Annotated in this window: 19 protein-coding genes; 13 read left to right on the top strand and 6 right to left on the bottom strand. The window is 32.9% G+C overall.

The genetic code is table 11. The features are described from left to right. Positions 1-183: 183 nt before the first annotated feature. From AAGD42_RS04600 to AAGD42_RS04550, 11 genes are all read left to right on the top strand, one after another. On the top strand, positions 184-1,065 hold the full coding sequence (locus AAGD42_RS04600) for a DsbA family protein (protein ID WP_341752415.1): 882 nt from the start codon (positions 184-186) through the stop codon (positions 1,063-1,065). 15 nt (positions 1,066-1,080) lie between these two features. Further along, positions 1,081-1,368, top strand: a complete 288-nt coding sequence (locus AAGD42_RS04595) for an AtpZ/AtpI family protein (RefSeq protein WP_341752414.1) — start codon at positions 1,081-1,083, stop codon at positions 1,366-1,368. Beyond that, the gene (locus AAGD42_RS04590) at positions 1,358-2,086 is read left to right on the top strand and encodes a F0F1 ATP synthase subunit A (RefSeq protein ID WP_341749929.1); all 729 of its coding nucleotides are present in this window, start codon (positions 1,358-1,360) and stop codon (positions 2,084-2,086) included. The genes AAGD42_RS04595 and AAGD42_RS04590 overlap by 11 nt, the downstream gene beginning before the upstream one ends. A 26-nt stretch (positions 2,087-2,112) precedes the next feature. Then, positions 2,113-2,337, top strand: coding sequence for a F0F1 ATP synthase subunit C (locus tag AAGD42_RS04585; protein ID WP_341749928.1), 225 nt, complete (start codon positions 2,113-2,115; stop codon positions 2,335-2,337). Positions 2,338-2,344: 7 nt separating this feature from the next. Next, positions 2,345-2,824: an ATP F0F1 synthase subunit B' gene (locus tag AAGD42_RS04580; RefSeq protein WP_341752413.1), complete on the top strand. Its 480-nt coding sequence runs from the start codon at positions 2,345-2,347 to the stop codon at positions 2,822-2,824. 9 nt (positions 2,825-2,833) lie between these two features. Further along, a complete protein-coding gene (locus tag AAGD42_RS04575) occupies positions 2,834-3,334 on the top strand; it encodes an ATP F0F1 synthase subunit B (protein ID WP_341752412.1) in 501 nt (166 codons plus the stop codon). Between the two features lie 351 nt (positions 3,335-3,685). Continuing rightward, a complete protein-coding gene (gene asd, locus AAGD42_RS04570) occupies positions 3,686-4,699 on the top strand; it encodes an aspartate-semialdehyde dehydrogenase (RefSeq protein ID WP_341752411.1) in 1,014 nt (337 codons plus the stop codon). Positions 4,700-4,949: 250 nt separating this feature from the next. Then, positions 4,950-5,402: a 23S rRNA (pseudouridine(1915)-N(3))-methyltransferase RlmH gene (locus AAGD42_RS04565; RefSeq protein ID WP_341749924.1), complete on the top strand. Its 453-nt coding sequence runs from the start codon at positions 4,950-4,952 to the stop codon at positions 5,400-5,402. An 84-nt stretch (positions 5,403-5,486) separates the two neighbouring features. Beyond that, the gene (locus AAGD42_RS04560) at positions 5,487-6,431 is read left to right on the top strand and encodes an LD-carboxypeptidase (protein WP_341753397.1); all 945 of its coding nucleotides are present in this window, start codon (positions 5,487-5,489) and stop codon (positions 6,429-6,431) included. Between the two features lie 311 nt (positions 6,432-6,742). Then, positions 6,743-8,557, top strand: coding sequence for an aspartate--tRNA ligase (gene aspS, locus AAGD42_RS04555; RefSeq protein ID WP_341752410.1), 1,815 nt, complete (start codon positions 6,743-6,745; stop codon positions 8,555-8,557). A gap of 5 nt (positions 8,558-8,562) precedes the next feature. Continuing rightward, the gene (locus AAGD42_RS04550; protein ID WP_341752409.1) at positions 8,563-9,840 is read left to right on the top strand and encodes an MFS transporter; all 1,278 of its coding nucleotides are present in this window, start codon (positions 8,563-8,565) and stop codon (positions 9,838-9,840) included. Positions 9,841-9,938: 98 nt separating this feature from the next. On the opposite strand, the gene gltX is transcribed toward AAGD42_RS04550, so the two are convergent. The 5 genes from gltX to AAGD42_RS04525 form a co-directional block, all read right to left on the bottom strand. Next, complete coding sequence (gene gltX / locus AAGD42_RS04545; protein WP_341752408.1) at positions 9,939-11,273, bottom strand: glutamate--tRNA ligase; 1,335 nt, start codon at positions 11,271-11,273, stop codon at positions 9,939-9,941. A 158-nt stretch (positions 11,274-11,431) separates the two neighbouring features. Further along, on the bottom strand, positions 11,432-13,864 hold the full coding sequence (topA, locus tag AAGD42_RS04540) for a type I DNA topoisomerase (protein ID WP_341752407.1): 2,433 nt from the start codon (positions 13,862-13,864) through the stop codon (positions 11,432-11,434). Positions 13,865-13,866: 2 nt separating this feature from the next. Beyond that, complete coding sequence (dprA, locus tag AAGD42_RS04535; protein ID WP_341752406.1) at positions 13,867-15,006, bottom strand: DNA-processing protein DprA; 1,140 nt, start codon at positions 15,004-15,006, stop codon at positions 13,867-13,869. Positions 15,007-15,271: 265 nt separating this feature from the next. After that, entirely contained in the window at positions 15,272-15,874 is a 603-nt protein-coding gene (locus AAGD42_RS04530) for a peroxiredoxin (RefSeq protein ID WP_341752405.1), read from the bottom strand. 115 nt (positions 15,875-15,989) lie between these two features. Next, positions 15,990-17,759, bottom strand: a complete 1,770-nt coding sequence (locus tag AAGD42_RS04525; RefSeq protein ID WP_341760712.1) for an ABC transporter ATP-binding protein — start codon at positions 17,757-17,759, stop codon at positions 15,990-15,992. A 115-nt stretch (positions 17,760-17,874) separates the two neighbouring features. On the opposite strand from AAGD42_RS04525, the gene AAGD42_RS04520 reads away from it, so the two are divergent. Together AAGD42_RS04520 and AAGD42_RS04515 are read left to right on the top strand one after the other, a co-directional pair. Continuing rightward, a complete protein-coding gene (locus tag AAGD42_RS04520) occupies positions 17,875-18,132 on the top strand; it encodes a DUF2671 domain-containing protein (protein ID WP_341752403.1) in 258 nt (85 codons plus the stop codon). A gap of 86 nt (positions 18,133-18,218) precedes the next feature. Then, the gene (locus AAGD42_RS04515; RefSeq protein ID WP_341752402.1) at positions 18,219-18,686 is read left to right on the top strand and encodes a copper chaperone PCu(A)C; all 468 of its coding nucleotides are present in this window, start codon (positions 18,219-18,221) and stop codon (positions 18,684-18,686) included. Between the two features lie 61 nt (positions 18,687-18,747). Here AAGD42_RS04515 and truA read toward each other — a convergent pair whose 3' ends face one another. Continuing rightward, the gene (gene truA / locus AAGD42_RS04510) at positions 18,748-19,503 is read right to left on the bottom strand and encodes a tRNA pseudouridine(38-40) synthase TruA (RefSeq protein WP_341753396.1); all 756 of its coding nucleotides are present in this window, start codon (positions 19,501-19,503) and stop codon (positions 18,748-18,750) included. Positions 19,504-19,839 lie beyond the last annotated feature (336 nt).

Genomic DNA, 19,839 nt, shown 5'->3' with positions numbered 1-19,839 from the left:
TCATCGTGCGGTTCCCGCACTCCTCGCTAATAGACGCTTGGCGACTCAGATTTTATATTTATCAATAAGAAAATAGCAAAAAAACCGTAAACGCTCACATTTTTTATTGCTTAAAGGTAAGTGAAACTTTATATTTATATAATATTTGTATTTTAATTTAACTTAAAAAGTATATCCAGACTTATGCATAATATCCTTATAGTCATAGTTTCATTATTGTTAATATCATGTTCAGAAGAAAATGATAAATCTAATAATGAAAACAAGCAACCTGATAATAAGGTCGAGGTGATTCAGGCAGAGGCGGTAAAACAAGAAAATAATGACAACCCTGCTAATGATAAATTAGACATAATAGTAGATAATCAGAAAGTAGACCAGCAAGACCCTGCGACTTCAACTGATAAGGAGGAGCCTTTAGGGACAACAAATAATTCTGCAAAAGCTGAATCTGCTGATGTAAAAACTGATGCACAGGTTGCTAGCATACAACATATGCCTTATAAGCCAACGTTCAATGTTAGCCAAAATGATATAGTTCTTGGTAATGTTAAGGCAAATGTAGTGGTAGTTGAGTATTATTCTCCAACTTGTCCACATTGCGCTTATTACCATGACACAATTTTACCGAAACTTAAAGAAAAATATATTGACACTAATAAAATTGCTTACATAATTCGTGAATTTATTGGTAATAAACAGGATTTAGATGCAGCAATTTTACAGCGCTGTCAAAATAATACAGATAGTTTTCTTAAATTCCAAAGTGTAATATTGTCGCAACAAGATAAATGGGGAAGCAGTAATAGATATCGTGAATTGCTAACAAATATAGCTCAAATTGGCGGAATGTCAGCAGAAACTTATGCTAAATGTCTTAATAATAACCAGATTGTTGAAATATTACTTGCCAATACTAACCTTGCTGCTAGTGTCCCAAATTTTGTTGGTACACCTGCATTCTTTGTTAATGGCATACAGACCAGCGGCTATGATTTACAAACTATCTCTAAGACAATTGATAAAGCGTTGGAAAACTCTACTACTCACCCTATACCTAAATGATAGGAATATATACATGTGGAACAAAAAAAATTAGAAGAATTAAAAGATATTCAAGAAAGAGTTAAGAAACTTAAAACAAATAATCCTCGATGTCCTAAGCTTAATCCAGAAAAACAAATTGATGCGTTTGCTATTGCATTAGATTTGGTTTCTAGCGTGATGTTGGGGTTAATTGTTGGTTTTACATTAGATAAATTGTTTCATTCTAAACCATTTTGTATTATAATATTCTTATTGATAGGAATGCTTGCAGGTTTTAGAATAATTTGGCAAAAATTAAATATAAGAAATAATGTCCCATAGTCCTTTAGATCAATTTGCAATAAAGAAACTAGTAGAAATTAACTTATTTGGTTTTGATATTAGTTTTACCAATTCCAGTTTGTATATGGTACTTGCTGGGGTTATAGCTCTGTTGTATTTTTATTTAGCTTTAAAATCAGAAAAAATTATTCCGTCTAGATTACAGCTTAGTGCTGAAATAATTTATGATATAATTACAGTGACGTTAAATCAAAATGTTGGAGAGAAGGGGCGTAAGTTCATACCATTTATTTTTACCTTGTTTATGTTTATTTTATTATGTAACTTACTTGGAATGATCCCTTACGGATTCACTGTTACTAGCCATATAGCGGTAACCTTCGCCTTAGCAATTATGATATTTTTTATGGTGACAATTATTGGTTTTATTAATCATGGTCTGCATTTTTTATCAATATTTTTACCTAAAGGTACGCCTATTTGGTTAGCTCCGCTGATGATCGTAATAGAATTATTTGCATATTTAGCAAGACCCATAAGTTTATCTTTAAGATTAGCGGCTAACATGATGGCAGGACATGTATTATTAAAGGTGATGGCAGGATTTATAGTTTCATTAATGATTTTCCTTAAATTCTTACCAATCCCCCTAATTGTTATCCTTATTGGATTTGAAATTTTTATAGCAATACTTCAAGCTTATATATTTACAATTCTTGCTTGTGTATATTTGAATGATGCTGTAAATTCACATTAGAAATTTTTATTAGGAGTTTATATAATATGGACATAACGTCTCTAAAATTTATTGGTGTAGGTCTTATGGCTATTGGTATGCTAGGTGCCGCCATTGGTGTCGGTAATATATTCAGTGCATTGCTAACTTCAATTGCTCGTAACCCTTCAGCTGCTGAACAATTACAAAAAGTAGCATTAATTGGTGCAGGGCTTACTGAGGCTATGGGTTTATTCTCATTTGTAATTGCAATTTTGCTAATATTTATTTAAGATAACTATGCCTCAGTTTGACGTTGTTTTTTATTATTCACAAATCTTTTGGTTGGTAGTTGCTTTCAGTTTCTTATACCTTCTAGTTCATAAGTTCATCGTACCGTTAACTGAAAAAATTCTTAAGAATAGGAAAGATTATATAGATACTAATGTTGCTAGTGCAGAAGATCTTGCAGCAAAAGCTGATAGTCTGCACAAGCAATATGCTAGTAAGCTGGAAGAAACATCAAATATCGTAGAAAATATTAAGAAAGAAGCTAAAGATGCGATGGAAGCTGCTTTTTTGTCAAAAAAAAAGCAGCTCCATAATGAATTGAAAGTACAAATTGAAAATAATCGTCATGACATAGAAACAATTAATAAATCTTTTTGGCTTGATGAAAATGATGCATGTGTCAATTTAGCAAAATTATTAATTCAAAAAATTACTAATCAACAGGCTGATATAGAATTACTAAAAAAGTCTTACAAAAAGATAAAATAATGGGATAAAATGATACAATTATTTGACGAAAGATTTTGGCTGGCTATTTGCTTCCTAATTTTTGTATATTTAGTCTATAGACCGATAAAAAATATAATTTTAAAATCATTAGATGACAAAATTGTTGCTATCAAAAACCAAGTCTTAGAAGCCCAAAAGCTTAACGAAGATATGACCTTACTATTTGAAGATGCTGTAAAACAAATACAACAGATTGAGGTTCTAAGAGAAGAAATGCTCAAAGATGGCAAAGAAACTGCCAATAATCTAATTGAACAACAAAACGCAGAAATTGATAAGTTTCTAGAAAGCAAGAAACTTGAGACTATAGATTTAATGAATAGGCAGAAACTAGAAGCTTCTCAAATGCTACGGTCTGAGTTTTGCGATAAAATGGTAGAATTGGTAGCTACATATATGCAATCTACAAAAAATAATAGTATGTCAGACAGTGAAATAGCCAAAAATCTCATGGAAAATTTACCTTCTGAAAAATTTGTAAGAGGTTGAGATTTGAACTTACAAACCAGCAATTATAAGTGATCGTTCACGGAAAAAAAGCTAAAGTACAAGGGGTCTAATCTAATTATATGTTGATTGCCACGACCTACTTGCATGGTCTCGCAATGACATGTATGCAGCCCAAGTGTCATGGCTCAGAGCTACTTTAGTAGCGACAAAGCAATCCATAAGAATTAGTATAGATACATCAAGACTATATGGATTGCTTCGTCGACTCACGCATCCTCGCAATGACGTTTTTATGCTGTTTAATACTTATAGAATAAAAATTGTAGGGTACTGATGTCCCCAACTTCTCATCAATTGACTATATGGATAAAACAATTAAGTTAAGTAAATATGACAAAAAAATATAATATCGCAGTGATTGGGGCAACAGGTAATGTTGGACGAGAAACTCTAGAAATTTTATTTGAGAGAAGTTTGCCAATTAATAATATCTATGCTATAGCATCGAGTGAATCTAATGGTAAAGAGGTTAGTTTTGGAGATGGTACTATAAAAATATCTGATATAGATAGTGTAGATTTTAGTAAAATTGATATTGCTTTTTTTTCAGCCGGATCAGAAATATCAAAGAAATATATACCCATGGTTACCAAGCAAGGCTGCGTAGTTATCGATAAATCATCATTTTTCAGACTTGATCCTGATGTTCCTTTGATAGTTCCAGAAGCTAATCTGGCTAGCCTAAAAGATTATACTATTAAAAATATTATAGCTAATCCAAATTGTTGTACTGTTCCTATAGCTACCGCGTTAAAGCCTTTGGATAATGCTGTAAAGATTAAGAGACTGGTTATATCAACCTATCAGTCAGCTTCCGGAGCAGGCAAAAAAGGAATGGAAGAGCTGTATGAACAAACCAAGGCAAAATATGTTTTTAAGGACATTGAACCTAAAGTTTTTCCACATCAAATAGCTTTTAATTTATTCCCGCATATAGGTAGCTTTAATAAAGATGGTTCTACTAGTGAAGAATCTAAGATCGCCCTGGAATTAGAAAAAATTATAGGAACACATGCTAAAGCTAGTGTAACTTGTGTTAGAGTACCGGTGTTTGTTGGTCATGCTATTTCAGTTAATGTTGAATTTAGTGGGGCAATAAATGCGGAAGAAGTAAAAGAGATTCTTAAAGAATCAGACTCTATTGAGGTTAATTGTCATTTAGATCCAATACAATATGTCACTCCCAAAGATGTAGTAGGTACGGATATGGTCTATGTCTCACGAATTAGACAAGATCATAGTCAAAAAAACACCATTAATTTATGGATTACAGCCGATAATTTACGTAAAGGAGCAGCTTTAAATGCTGTGCATATTGCTGAAGAGCTAATCAAGTATATTTGACAAATAATCAGAATAAATTGTGGATAAATTTGTGGGTAAATAAAAAATACTTATTTTGGCTAACTATGCTAAGGTCAGTTTTATATGTTATTGATAGCCAAGATATGTTGCCATAATTGCTTAAAGTATAGATTAAAGCTCGTTAACATTTTAATTAAAAATATATAAAAAGTCAATATAATTTTCTAACTTTTACTTAGTGCATAACTTTTATGGTGTATAATTAAATTAATTAATCAATAATAAAATAATGAGACAAATACAAATAATTTCCGTTGGTAAACTTAATAATTATTATCAGCCAATTGCCAGAGATTATCAAAAATTGATAAAATATAATATAAAATCCACAGAAATTTGTTATTCAAAAAAATTACCAGCTGAACAAATCAAACAATTTGAAGGTAAATTAATTAATGAATTTTTAGAAGAAAAATCCTGTAAAATAGTACTAAACATTATTGGTAATGGTTATAATAGTCATGAATTTACAAAATTAATAGCAAATAATTTGCAATCAGGCAAAAATATACAATTTATTATTGGCGGTGCATTCGGTTTAGATAAATCGATTCTTGAACAAGCAAATATCCATCTTAGCCTTTCAAAAATGACTATGCCCCATCAAATGGCAAAAATAATATTATTAGAGCAAATATATCGGACTCAGACCATAATAGAAAACCATCCATATCATAAATAGGTATACTACTCTATGAAATTTAACAATTATCTTTTACATATTAGGCTCCTAACAATTCATACAATCTTCCTACCAGTTATTTTTATGTCCTTATCAGCATTTGCTAATTCAGAGTTCAACAAGAATAATGCAGAATTTATTAATTTATTGAAAGATACAAAAATTACTGTTGTTGCTCCCGCTTCAGGAGCCAGCAATGAACTATTATCTAATTTGAGAAATATTGCTTCGTTAAAACTAAATATTCCAAATGATTGCTTTAAAGGAAAAAGCCTATTCCATTCTTCCGATGATCAAACAAGATTATTATGTTTGGAAAAGGCCTTAACTGATCAATCAAATAACGTAATATGGGCTCTTCGTGGGGGATATGGTTCAGCCAAATTAATTCCTGACTTGCAACGCTTAAAGAAACCGATAAAGGAAAAGTTTTTTATAGGATTTAGTGATATGACAGCTTTACATATTTTCTTTTCGCAAGAATGGGGGTGGAAGACAATTCATGGTAATGGTATCGTTGAAATACTTAAGCCAACTAAAGATCGTCAAAATTTTATAAAAATAGCAAAAATAATTTCTGGTAAAGAAACTCAAGCTAAAATTAAAGGATTATCAGCACTTAACCTTGCGGCAAAATCCAGTAAAATCGTTACAGGTAATCTTACGGGCGGTAATCTAAGCATTGTACAAACATCTATAGGTACATCATGGCAAATAAAAACGGCAAATAAGATACTTTTCTTGGAAGATGTTTATACAAAGCCATACCAACTAGATCGTATCTTATATCATTTAAAACAAGCAGGGCTGTTAGAACGAGTAAACGCTATAATATTTGGAACTTGTGGAAATGATAACGAGACCATTATTAGGACTCTTACTGATTTTGCTGCTACCTTAAAAATCCCAATATTTAAGACCAATAGATTCGGTCATGAACGAGTTAATGATCCAATTATCTACAACACTGATACAAAAATTATTGTTACTGATGGTAATCAGTTTGAATTAATAATGCAATGCTATTAAATAATCTCAACATAGTTGAGCCAAAAATGACCATAAATGGATATATTATACCATACTTTTAACTTACAATTGCTTCGTCGGCTACGCCTTCTCGCAATGACGTTTTTATGCTGTTGTAATACTTATAGAATAAAAATTGTAGGGTACTATAGTATGCGAGTCCCTGATATTTTCAAAAAACAATTCTTCAAAGCAGAAGAGTATAGCTTACAATTCTTCAAATAATTTGCATATATCTATTAGTGTAGTTGATTTTTATGATATATTGCTATATTAGGAATGGTAGAAACAAAATAAATATGTTGAGTAAAATGCATAAATATAGAACGCATAATTGTAATGAATTGCGATTGAGTGATGTCGGAAAAAGAGTAAAATTATCTGGCTGGGTACATAGAAGAAGGGATCATGGTAATTTGGTATTTATTGATCTTAGGGATCATTTTGGTATCAGCCAGTTAGTATTTACTGATCAAGACCCAAGTTTAATGGATGCTGCTAGTCGGTTAAGGTATGAATCGGTCATAACTATTGTCGGTAAAGTGGTAGCAAGGCTTGATGACACAATAAATGACTCATTAACGACAGGTAAAATTGAAATATTGGTAAGTGAGTTTATAATTGAGTCTAATGCCGAAGCTCTACCATTATTGGTGAATTCTGAACAAATTTCTCCCGAAGAAACTAGGTTAAAATATCGTTTCCTAGATCTTAGGCGTGAAAAGTTGCATAATAACATTATGCTAAGATCGCAAATTATTGCTCATCTACGTCAGATTATGACGCAGGGTGGTTTTACTGAATTTCAAACACCAATCTTAACTGCCAGTTCACCAGAAGGGGCTAGGGACTTCTTAGTACCCAGCCGATTACACCCTGGGAAATTTTATGCTTTACCGCAAGCTCCTCAGCAATTCAAACAATTGCTTATGGTATCAGGATTTGATCGTTATTTTCAGATAGCTCCTTGTTTTAGAGATGAGGATGCAAGAGCTGATAGGTCGCCAGGTGAATTTTATCAATTGGATATAGAAATGTCTTTTGTTACGCAGGAAGATATATTTAATACTATTGAACCGGTGATGTATGAAATATTTAGCAAATTTTCTGATAAGACAGTATCAAATACCCCTTTTGTCCAAATTCCATATGAAGAAGCAATGTTAAAATATGGTACTGATAAGCCAGACCTTAGAAATCCGCTAATCATTGCCGATGTTACCGAATTATTTAGAGAGTCTAATTTTACTATTTTTAAAGAAAATATAAAAAATGGCTCTGTTGTAAGAGCGGTGCCAGCTCCTAAAACTTCTACTTTACCGAGAAGCTTCTTTGATAAAATGGCAGAATTTGCAATTTCCGAGGGGGCAAGTGGGCTTGGTTACATCCAGTTTCTAGAAGATGGACAAGTTAAAGGGCCTATTGTTAAATTTTTAACAGAGGAACAATTATTAAACTTAAAGTCTTTAGCAAATCTACAAAATGGTGATACTGTCTTCTTTACTAGTGATAAAGTTGATAAAGCCTCTAAACTTGCTGGTAAGATTCGAACTAAATTAGGCGAGGATTTAGCTTTACTTAAAAAAGATTGTTTTGAGTTTTGTTGGATAATAGATTTCCCATTTTATGAATTAAATGAGCAAACTAAAAAAATAGATTTTAGCCATAATCCATTTTCTATGCCCCAAGGTGGTATGGAGATATTAGAATCAGCTAAAACAATAGATGATCTACTTGCCATTAAAGCATATCAATATGATATTGTTTGTAATGGTATTGAATTATCTAGTGGAGCAATTAGAAATCATAAACCGGAAATAATGTATAAAGCTTTTGAGATTGCTGGATATCCTCCAGAAATTGTTGATAAAAGATTTGGTGGAATGATCAGAGCATTTAAATTTGGTGCTCCGCCACATGGTGGAATAGCCCCTGGCATAGATAGGATTGTTATGTTATTAACCGATTCAACCAATATTAGAGAGGTGATAGCTTTTCCACTAAATCAACAGGCGGAAGATTTATTGATGAATGCTCCTGATTATATTGATGAAAAAGCTTTAAAGGAGCTTAATATTAACTTATCACCTTCAGTGAAAAATAAACTACTAGCTGAAGGAGCTTAAATAAGATGAAAAGTGAAAAAAAATCAAAAAATAAAATTATCGGAGCATTTTTAGGAACGATTATTGAATATTATGACTGTAGTTTATACGGTTTTTCCGCCGGAATTATTGCCGTCAAATTTTTTCCGAATGCTGATTATATAACTAGTCTAATAAATGCTTTTGCTGTTTATGCGATGGCATATCTATCAAAACCTATTGGCTCGCTAATTTTTGGCTATATAGGAGATATTTATGGGCGTAAGACGGCATTAACTATAACTATAATAGGCATTGTGATACCTACTATGGTTATAGGGTGTTTGCCAGAATATTCGTCTATTGGGGTTTGGAGTACGGTAATTTTGGTTTTGTGCCGCATTATGCAAGGTATTTTTGTAGCTGGAGAATATGACGGAGCAGCTATTTACGTTATCGAACATTTAGGGGAGAAATACCGATATACAGCTTCAGCGATAACTCGTTGTACTGGAGCTTTAGGATTTTTACTAGGAATTGGGGTAACCAATTTTTTTAGTGCTCATATTTTCCCAGACTGGGGCTGGCGTATTCCTTTTTTAATCAGTTTACCTTTAGCTTTAATTACTCTATATTTCCGTCGTAAATTAGATGAAACACCAGAATTTAAGAAAAATCAAGCAAATGGAATAAGGGTTCAAAGCCTAGCTTCTTTAGTTAACAAACAGTGGCGAATCATTTTGATGGTAGTATTTCTTGCTGGTGGATTTGGAGTGGCACATCAACTACCTATTACCTTTATGAAACAATATTTACCTATGGTTCTACCACAAACTAGTTTTATTATGAGTACGTTTTCAGTTTTAATAGTCATGTGTTTTGCAATTGCCATGCCTATTTCCGGCTTATTTGCTGATCGATTTAATCAAATGATAGTGTTTAAGATCAGTCTATTTGCTACTCTTGTAGCTAGTCTATTATTTATTATTTCTGTTAACTATCAAATGGTTAATCTGGCTTTAGGCTCTTGTTTAATGCTTGCTTGTTTTGTTGCCCCTTTCAACGCTCTTGCCCATGGTACTATGGTAAAAGCTTTCGCTGTTAATGATCGCTACCGGGCAATAAGTCTTGGTCATACTATGGGGTCAATGTTGATGTCTGGCAGTGCAAATTATGTATGTCTAGTATTAATGAGATATCTAAACTTTAAATTATTCCCCATGATATATCTTATTTTCTTTGTGATATTAGCCTATTTGATGGTAAGGCGTTTTGAGAAAGATTATAAAAGAAAAATCAAGTTACAAATTGATATTAATTTGTAACTATGCATACTCAAATGATTTGTGAGAGTTCACGGAAAAAAGTTAAAGTACAAGACGTCATTGCGAGCTGATTTATATTCATTCAACAACCCGAAAAATCAACTTGTTAGTCTTTTTGTAATTTCATCTTTATTGAGCAGAGGTAATATTACTGACATTTCTGGTCCAGATGTCATTCCCGTTATAGCAAGTCTTAAAGGTAGGAATACTTCTTTACCTTTTTTACCAGTTATTTCCATAATTCTTTTAGTCCATATGCTCCAACTATCGATGGTTATTGGTTCGTCTATTAATAAGGTAGCTGCTTGTTTTAAAAACTCTTTATCTAATCCTTCAACTTTAGAGGGGGAATAACAAATATTCCACCAATCTTTTATTTCGTATAATTTTTGTAAATTACCTCTAACTGCCAACCAGAATTGCTCATTTATTTGTTCAGCTTTAATCTCTTTTAAGCGATCTTTTACTTCATCAAAACTCAAGCTAATTAGTAATTTATGATTTAAACGCTCTAGCTCTTCTGGTAAATAAGTTGTTGGACTTTTAGAAAAATTATTAATGTCAAACTCTTTTATTAGCCCATCTAAATTTTTAAATGGTATAATAGGCGATGATGAGCCAAGCAAACTAAAGAAACTATTAATTGCCATTGATTCTAATCCAATTTTATCCCTTAGAGAGGCAATCTCAAATCCCCCTATTCTTTTAGATATTTTTTCATCCCGACTGATAACTAGGCTAAGATGAGCAAAATTTGGTACCTCTGCCTCTAGAGTTTCAAACATTTGCACATGAATGGCAGTGTTAGTTACATGATCCTCGCCCCGAACAATATCGGTAATGCCATAATCAATATCATCAACAACCGAACAAAGCATATAAGTCATACTGTTATCTTCTCTGATAACTATCGGATCACCAATATTCTTGCCTTCATATTTAACTTCACCCTTAATCATATCTTGCCAAATAATTGGAGTATGCGATACCAAGAATCGATAATGTGGTTTTCTTCCTTGACTAATATAGTCATTTATTTGTTGTTCAGTAAGGTTCAAAGCCGCACGATCATATATTGGAGGAAGCCCTCTAGATAGTTGTAACTTACGCTTTAATTCCAGCTCTTCCTGGGTCTCAAAACAAGGATATAATTTATTTTTTTGTAATAATAATGCTTTTACCGCTTCATACTTATCAAATCTATCAGATTGACAAAAAGTTTGATCCCAGTTAAGTCCTAAAAATTTAAAATCCTCTTCAATGGCATGTTTGTATTGTTGTTTGCTACGTTCAAGATCGGTATCATCAAACCTTAAAATAAATATGCCATTATGCTTTCTAGCATATAACCAATTTATCAGAGCTGTCCTACTATTACCTATATGCAACATACCAGTTGGTGAAGGGGCAAATCTTGTGATAACTTTTCTCATAATTTTCTAACTGCTTATTTTGCTTTTTTAGACTCCCTGCATAAGTCAAAGATAGTTGAGGGATTTTTAGGAGAAACGAAGCCGAGCACCGCAGCGTACATAGACGATTGTTCGGAGCGGAGGCGAGTTTCGACGACAAAATCACCAACTAAATTGACTTATGCAGGGAGTCTTTTCTTTTTTGTTACTTTTTTTGCAGCACCAGTCCTTGTCCTAATATTCTTTTTAGGAATTGCTGTTACCACTACTTCTGACTTATCAGTATCTTTTTCCGGTTTATTCTTCAGCCTATTATTACTAGCCTCAATTATTTCCACAGCAGTTTCTAATGTGATGGTAAAAGGATCGTATCTTTTCGGTATCGAAATAAACCTATCAAGATATTTAAGATACGGACCATATCTACCTATACCCAGTATAATCTCTTGATGAGATTCAGGGTGCAGGCATAACTTAACCGGTAACTCAAGAAGCCTTAGAGCCAAACTAAGAGTCACGTCATTTTGTGCTACTGACGGTGGCAATGACACACGCTTTGGTTTTTCACCCTTGGCAATTGGTTTGCTAGTCTGTACATAAAAACCATATGGACCTTTCTTTAATAAAACATCATGACCCTCTTTATCTACTCCTAATAATTTGTTCTCTTCAGCCATATCAACAATATCACTATTCTTCGAAGTAATTTGTTTTTTGAAAGTACATTCAGGATAGTTACTGCAAGCTAAAAACGCTCCAAACTTACCAAGTTTCAGACCTAATTGCCCTGTAGAACAGGATGGGCAATTTTTCGAATTGTTACTTTCTGATTTTTCTCCAAATAGGTGATAATCTAATGCTTGTTCAACATAAAGAATTATATCAGATATTTTCTTATCACTAACTATTTCTACGTTATTATTAAACCCATCCCAGAATTTTTTTAGTAAATTTTTCCATTCTATTTTACCTTCTGCCACTTCATCTAAATCATTCTCCAGATCAGCTGTAAAATCATATTCAACATATTTTTTGAAAAACCCTGTCAGAAATGTTGTCACTAAACGCCCTAATTCCTCTGGAAAGAAACGTTTTTTCTCAACAACCACATAGTTCCTATCTTGCAATACTGATATAATAGAAGCATAAGTAGAAGGACGACCAATCCCAAGTTCTTCAAGCTTCTTGACGAGACTGGCTTCAGAATATCTTGGTGGTGGTTCGGTGAAATGCTGTGCTGGATTCACTGAAGTTGTAGTTAATTTTTCTCCTTCTTGTAGTAATGGTAGAAGTCTATTTTCTTCTTCCGTTTCATCATCTAGACCCTCACGATAAATTTTGTAAAAACCATCAAAGGCAATAATTGAACCAGTTGCCCTGGCGGTGAATTCTTTATTTTCTGTATCAAGCTGAGCGACCACCAAATCAATAATAACATTTTCCATTTGGCAGGCTATCGTTCTTTTCCAAATCAAGTCGTAAAGCCTATAATAATCTTTATCTAATGTATCCTTTAATTTTTCTGGTAACAGAGTAACATTGGTTGGTCTAATAGCTTCATGAGCTTCTTGAGCATTCTTGGCTCTAGATTTATAAACTCGCTGGCTAGCTGGTAGATATTTATCACCAAAATTCTTATGTATCAACTGACGTATTTGTTCAACAGCCTCACTAGCAAGGGTAGTACCATCAGTTCTCATATAGGTAATCAAACCTATCGTTTCATTACCTATATCCATGCCTTCGTAAAGCTTTTGAGCAATTTGCATAGTTTTTTTAGCAGTAAACCCTAATTTTCGAGCTGCTTCTTGCTGTAACGAAGAAGTAATGAAAGGCGGTTGAGGCTGACGTTTTTGCTGCTTTTTTTCTAAAGCTGCAATGTGAAAATTCTTTGATTTTATTTCTTTGACTAGATCATTAGCTGCCAATTCATTAATAATTGAGAATTTCTCTAATTTATTACCATTGACATGAGTTAATCTCGCTAAAAACGGTTCCTTATTACTATTCAGAACATTAAGGGTAATATCCCAATATTCTTGCGATTTAAAATGCTCAATTTCATCTTCTCGCTCACAAATAAGTCGGAGTGCTACAGACTGAACTCTACCTGCTGATCTACATCCTGGCAATTTACGCCATAATATCGGTGATAAAGTAAATCCTACCAAATAATCCAATGCTCTCCTTGCTTGTTGAGCATTAACCAAATCAATATCAATATTTCTTGGGTTGTCCATTGCATGTAAAATAGCTTTTTTGGTAATCTCATCAAATGCTACTCTCTTAAAGAAATCATTAGATTTAATCAAGTTTTTTTCTTTTATTATTTCTGCAACATGCCAGGCAATTGCTTCTCCTTCTCGGTCTCGATCTGTTGCTAGATAAACCATTGTAGCTTTGGCAGCATCCTTAGTTATTGCTTCAACATATTTTTCTGCTTTATCTGATATAACATATTTCATGGCAAAATCTTCATTTGGCAGAACTGAACCATTTTTAGATGGTAAATCTCTAATATGTCCAAACGAAGCAATAACCTTAAAATCACTATCCAGATACTTATTTATCGTTTTCGCCTTTGCCGGCGATTCTACTATTACTAATTTCATATTTATTTATAAATTAAAGATATCTTGTTGCCAGGATATCTGGTTATTTTTCCAGCCAATTCTAGTTCTAATATTATCATATATATAGCCGGCAAAGGTAGCTGTGTTTGATGTAAACAATCAAAATCTATAGGAGTTGAAGATAAAAGCTCCTTAACCCTCATACGCATATCGTTGGTAATTAGATTAGCATATTTTATATTTAACGATTTAAACTGATTATTTTCAGCTGAATCATTTGCTATATCCTTAGATTTACTAACAACCTTGGTAAAATGTGGTAAGTTAGTCACTATATCCTCAGTAGATTCCACCATATGAGCTCCTTCCTTGATAAGTTTATTAGTACCCTGACACCTAGGATCCAGCGGGAATCCTGGTACGGCAAATACTTCTCTATTTTGCTCTAAAGCAAACCTTGCTGTTATTAATGATCCAGATTTTAGACTTGCCTCAATTACTACTGTTCCAAGAGATATACCAGAAATTAATCGATTACGCTGTGGAAAATGTTGCCCAAGTGGTTTTGAACCTACTGGTAATTCAGCAATTATCAAGCCATTTTGTTGGATTTGCTCAAATAATTTAACATTCTCTGGGGGATAAACATAATCAATTCCTCCAGCTATAACTCCTATTGTTTTAGAGGTATTTACTTGATGCACTGCTGTATCAACACCTCTGGCAAGTCCAGAAACCACTATATAATTTGCATCAGTCAATTCCTTAGCAATTTTAGCAGCAAAGGCACGACCATTTACTGAAGCATTTCTTGCTCCAACAATTGCTAAACATCTTTCGTGTGCTAATAACCCGATATTGCCCTTATAACTTAATATTGGCGGGCAATCAAAAATCTCTAACAATAACCTTGAATATTCTGGAGATTTATAGGTAATAATCTGAGCATTATGCTTTTGCAACAATTCAAGTTCTTTACTTGCATCACTCTGAGAAAATACCTTTACTGGCTTAGAACGCCCACCTCGCACAGAAAATTCTTGTATGTTGTCAATTGCAACACTACTACTACCAAATAACTTTATTAAACTCCAAAAAGTTCTTGAACCAACATTTTCGCTCCTAATTAGTCTTAGAATATCAATAGTTTCTTTTGTATAAGATACTGGGTTAGTATCCAAAAATAGCTCCTTCAGCATCAATTGACTATATATTAGTGAATCAACTTTAATTGGCAACGTTATAAATCCGGTTAGTATTTAGCATCAGCGTCATTGCGAGCCGCCGTAGGTGGCGTGGCAATCCATAAAAGAGTAGATTGCTTCGTCGGCTAACGCCTTCTCGCAATGACGGATTTCCAATTATTACCTTCTTAAACTGCCGCATATGCACAATGACAGCACGATGGGTGCTTATTCGGCACTAGCTCAGGTTAATTGACTATAGCTATAAATTCTCTGCATTAGAAGCTAAGTAATCTGCCACTCCTTTATGCGAAGGAGTAATACCCTCATCACCTTTATGCCATCCAGCTGGACATACTTCGCCATGTTTGATATTATAGTCTATAGCATCGATCACTCTTATTACTTCATCAATATTTCTACCAATTGGCAAATCATTAACTAGCAAATGCCGAACTATAAATGCTTCATCAATAACAAAAGTACCACGCAGTGATATTCCATCATCGTGCAGTACATTATAACTATGTGAGGCACTCTTTTTAAGATCTGACACCATAGGAATCTGGATATTACCAACACCACCTTTATTGTAGGGGGTATTCTTCCAAGCTAAATGCGAAAAATGCGAATCAACACTTATTGCCACTAATTTTGTATTTCTCTCAGTAAATTCCCCTAGCCTATTATTAAAGGCTATAATTTCTGACGGACAAACAAAAGTAAAATCAAGAGGATAAAAAAACAACACCACTTTATGATCCTTAGCATAATTTCTAAGATTAAATTCAGATTCTATACTATTATCAGGCATAATAGCTTTAGCTGTAAAATCCGGAGCAGCTTTGCCAACGAACACTTGCATTAAAATTCTCCAATTAATAATGATTAAAAACATTTATTATGATACACAAAATTATAACCTATTACAATACCAAATCCAAAATAACTCAACTAATAATTTAAAAATTACTAGAATTTTAGATTATTAGACCTTTTACTTGCGATTTCCATAATTTTTTGTACAATTTACTGTTTTTCAATAATTCCTCATGTGCTCCATCTTCAACTATACTACCTGCATCAAAAACCAAAATTCTATCCATATTTAACAAAGTTGATAATCTATGGGCTATAACTAATACAGTTTTATTTTGCATTAAGTAAGATAGAGAATCTTGTATTAAGCTCTCAGTTTCACTATCTAAACTGCTTGTTGCTTCATCAAGGATTAATATAGGAGCATTCTTTAATATTGCCCGGGCGATTACTATCCTCTGTCTTTGACCACCTGACAAATTATTACCCCTTTCACCGCATAAGCTTTGGTACCCTTCCGGCATGGCAGCAATAACTTGATGTATATGAGCTGCTTTTGCCGCCTCTATTACTTCTTCTAAGCTAGCATCTTTTTTTCCATATCTAATATTATCGATAATTGTCCTATGAAATAGGATTGGTTCTTGTGGTATTATACTAATATTATCTCGCAAAGAGTCTTGAGTTACATATCTAATATTTTGCCCATCAATTAAAATTTCTCCTTGGTCTATATCATGCAACCGTGTAATAAGATTGATAAAAGTTGTTTTTCCTGAGCCAGAAAATCCTACTAATCCGACCTTTTGTTGACTCAAAATTGTAATAGATTTATTCTCAAATAAATTATTATTATGGTAATATTTAAAACTAACATTTTTAAATGCTATCTCACCTTTTGCAACCCTTAGAAGATAGGGATTGTCAATATCTTTTATAATATGAGGTTTCATCAATGATAAAGTTTGATGAAAAGAACCAAATTCTTCAAACATATCCCCTATTTCCTGCGTTAAATCCCAAATTTCAGTAGTAACAGTCATACACAGAGTAAGTATCAAGACACAATCTCCTATAGTTATTTGCATTTGACTACGAAGCTGTGCCAAATAATAAATCATGATAAAAATCATTATAGCACAGATTATTCCTAGTACGTTACGTAGCTTCCACATGAAAAACTGCATAATTTGTTCATTGACTATCACATTATCTATTCTTGCTTCTAGATTTTGACGTTCAAATTTATGAGAAGTAAACATCCGTACTGTACTAATATTGGCTATCAAATCCACAATCTTACCGGCAACTATTGATTTACTTCGGGCATAATTTACTGAATATTTATTTACTGTACTTGAACAAATAACAGTAATTCCTATAAAAACACAAATAAATATCAGGAATATAGTGGAAAATATTTGATGAACCGAATACATAGCTACTAGAGAAAAAACAATTATAGCTAGTTTATATATAATTTTTTCACCAAATAACGATAGAACCATTTCGAAAGACCTAGAAGCTTCAGTAATACGATTGGTAATATGACCAGCAAGGTTTTCTTGAAAGAATTTATGGTTATGATACTGAGTATAATTATACATCTCATCTAGTATCTGTCCTTTGATATAGGGTATTGTTTTTAGATAAACATAATCATAAACCCGCCATATAACATTGACACCCATCCACCAAACTGCATATATTATTGCCCAAGACATCATAGAGGAAGGTAGATATTTAGCTTCTTCATCAGAGAAAGACTCTAGCAAATTTATAATTTTTTGGAGCAATACACTATCAATAGCAGGTATCATTCCCAACATTATGCATAACAAACCTAAAACGATTAGTTTAATTTTTCTTTTCTTTAAGAAATAGAAAAATAGCCTTATTGACGAGTTTGAAAAATCAATATTTCCTAGCACTACACACACCTCATTATAAAAAAACTAATTATACTAAAATTAACCTAATAACAAACCTTGCCACTTTATTACAAAACTGCTATAAAACAGTACAGAATATCTGAAGTTATCTAGAATGAAAGAAAAAAACATACCTATTTTGAATAGCCTAACTAAGAAAGCTACCAATTCATTAGATACTGATAATAATCCTTTTTTTAATGTTAGATATATTTGTCAATCAACTACTCTAATTACTGAATCTATCCAAAAAGGTTTTGATGTTGCACAGTTATCTAATGGAGACATTACAGTCACGGAAATTAAAACAGTAAATGTTCACTATAATTGGGATAATGTTAAACAAAAATTTGTTAAAATACACCAAAATTAGAATTATATACTAAATATACTTAGTGTGCGTATAATATAGTGTATACTATAATGAATGACTCGAGTAACTTAATTTATGAGGATAATATGATACTTAAGAATATAATAGCCATCATTGCTGTTAGCCTATGTTTTAGCATATCAGTCTGTTTTGCCGCTACATCAATGGAAGCAACAGCCTCTATTGAGACACTAAATGCTTGGGCAAGACCTTCCATATCAACTGCTATTGGCAAACGTAATAATTCTGCGATATATCTTGAGATAGTTAATAATTCTGATACAAATTATAATTTAGTAAATGTTTCTTCCGATGTCGCTAACAGGGTTGAATTACATAGAAGTTTTGTTGATGAAAAAGGTGTTAGCAAAATGGTAAAACTTGATAAGCTAGTCATCCCAACTAAAACTAGCGCTGTTTTACAACCAGGTGGTATGCATATTATGCTTTTGGATTTAAAGACCATACTAAAAGTTGGTGATAAATTTGATTTATTCTTATATTTCGATAACAACATTCAGAAAATTGTACAAGTAGAAGTAAAGACAAAATAGTTATTATTCATTTTAACCACTACTTTAAAAGTTACTTAAACACTTTTGAAGTAGTGATAAGTTAATAGTCAACTCTAAGGAAATACAGCCCACATGCCGGAGCCTTTGCTCCCGCTATTTCTCTTTTCTTTGCATTCAGAACTCTTTGGATATCATCTTCCTGCCATATATTACGTCCAACTAATACTAAACTACCAACAATATTTCGAACCATATTATGTAAAAAAGAGCGAGCAAAAAAATATATTTTTATTTCTTCGTTTTTTTGGGTAATAATTAATTCGGATAAGGTTTTTATAGGTGACTTTGCTTGGCAAAATTTGCCTCTAAATGAGCTAAAATCATGATGTCCTATGAGGTAGGAAGCCCCGCGTCTCATTGCTTCAACATCAAGAGGTTGTTTTATCCACCAAGCACGGTTTAAATCTATTATAACTTGGCTAGGTCTATTGATAATTCTATAGACATAATGACGTTCTAAAGCAGAAAATCTTGCATGAAAATCTTTGTCTACTAGAACACAATCAACTACCGCTATATTATAATCTCTCACAAAATAGTTGATAGCCTGCATAACTTTATAAGGGTGCATATATTTCACTAAATCAAAGTGGGCTACTTGCCCTAAAGCATGAACCCCGGCATCAGTCCTACCAGCTCCGTGAACTGCTACTTTTTCACCAGTAAATTTGTATATCCCGTCTTCCAATGTTTGTTGAATAGATATAGCACCACTCTGCTTCTGCCAGCCAACAAAAACCGTACCCAAATATTCAATGGTAATTTTATATCGATAAACATCTAAATTCTTATCGATCTGCAAAATTGATGGATTGTCATTATCACTCTCATGCTCTTTAATATAGTCAATTGATAAGAAATTGGTGACATCGTTACTCGTCGCTCGCCTATTACATATAGGCTTCACTCCATCTCTTCTGCTACCCAATTCTCCTGAATTGACTATATCATCATCGTGCAAACAAGAATCTAAATCAAAACACAGTATCATAAAAATCTCTTCACTGGGAATTTTGTTGTTCTAGGAAGCTGCCTACGATAACTAATTAATTTCGAGAACTGGTATCAGACAGCCTCCTAAGCAGGCATTATATATGAATTTTATGACTTATGCTAGCTTGTATAACGATAA

This window comes from Candidatus Tisiphia endosymbiont of Dioctria linearis, assembly GCF_964026545.1.
Lineage (GTDB): Bacteria > Pseudomonadota > Alphaproteobacteria > Rickettsiales > Rickettsiaceae > Tisiphia.
This window is presented reverse-complemented; position numbering and strand designations above follow the sequence as displayed.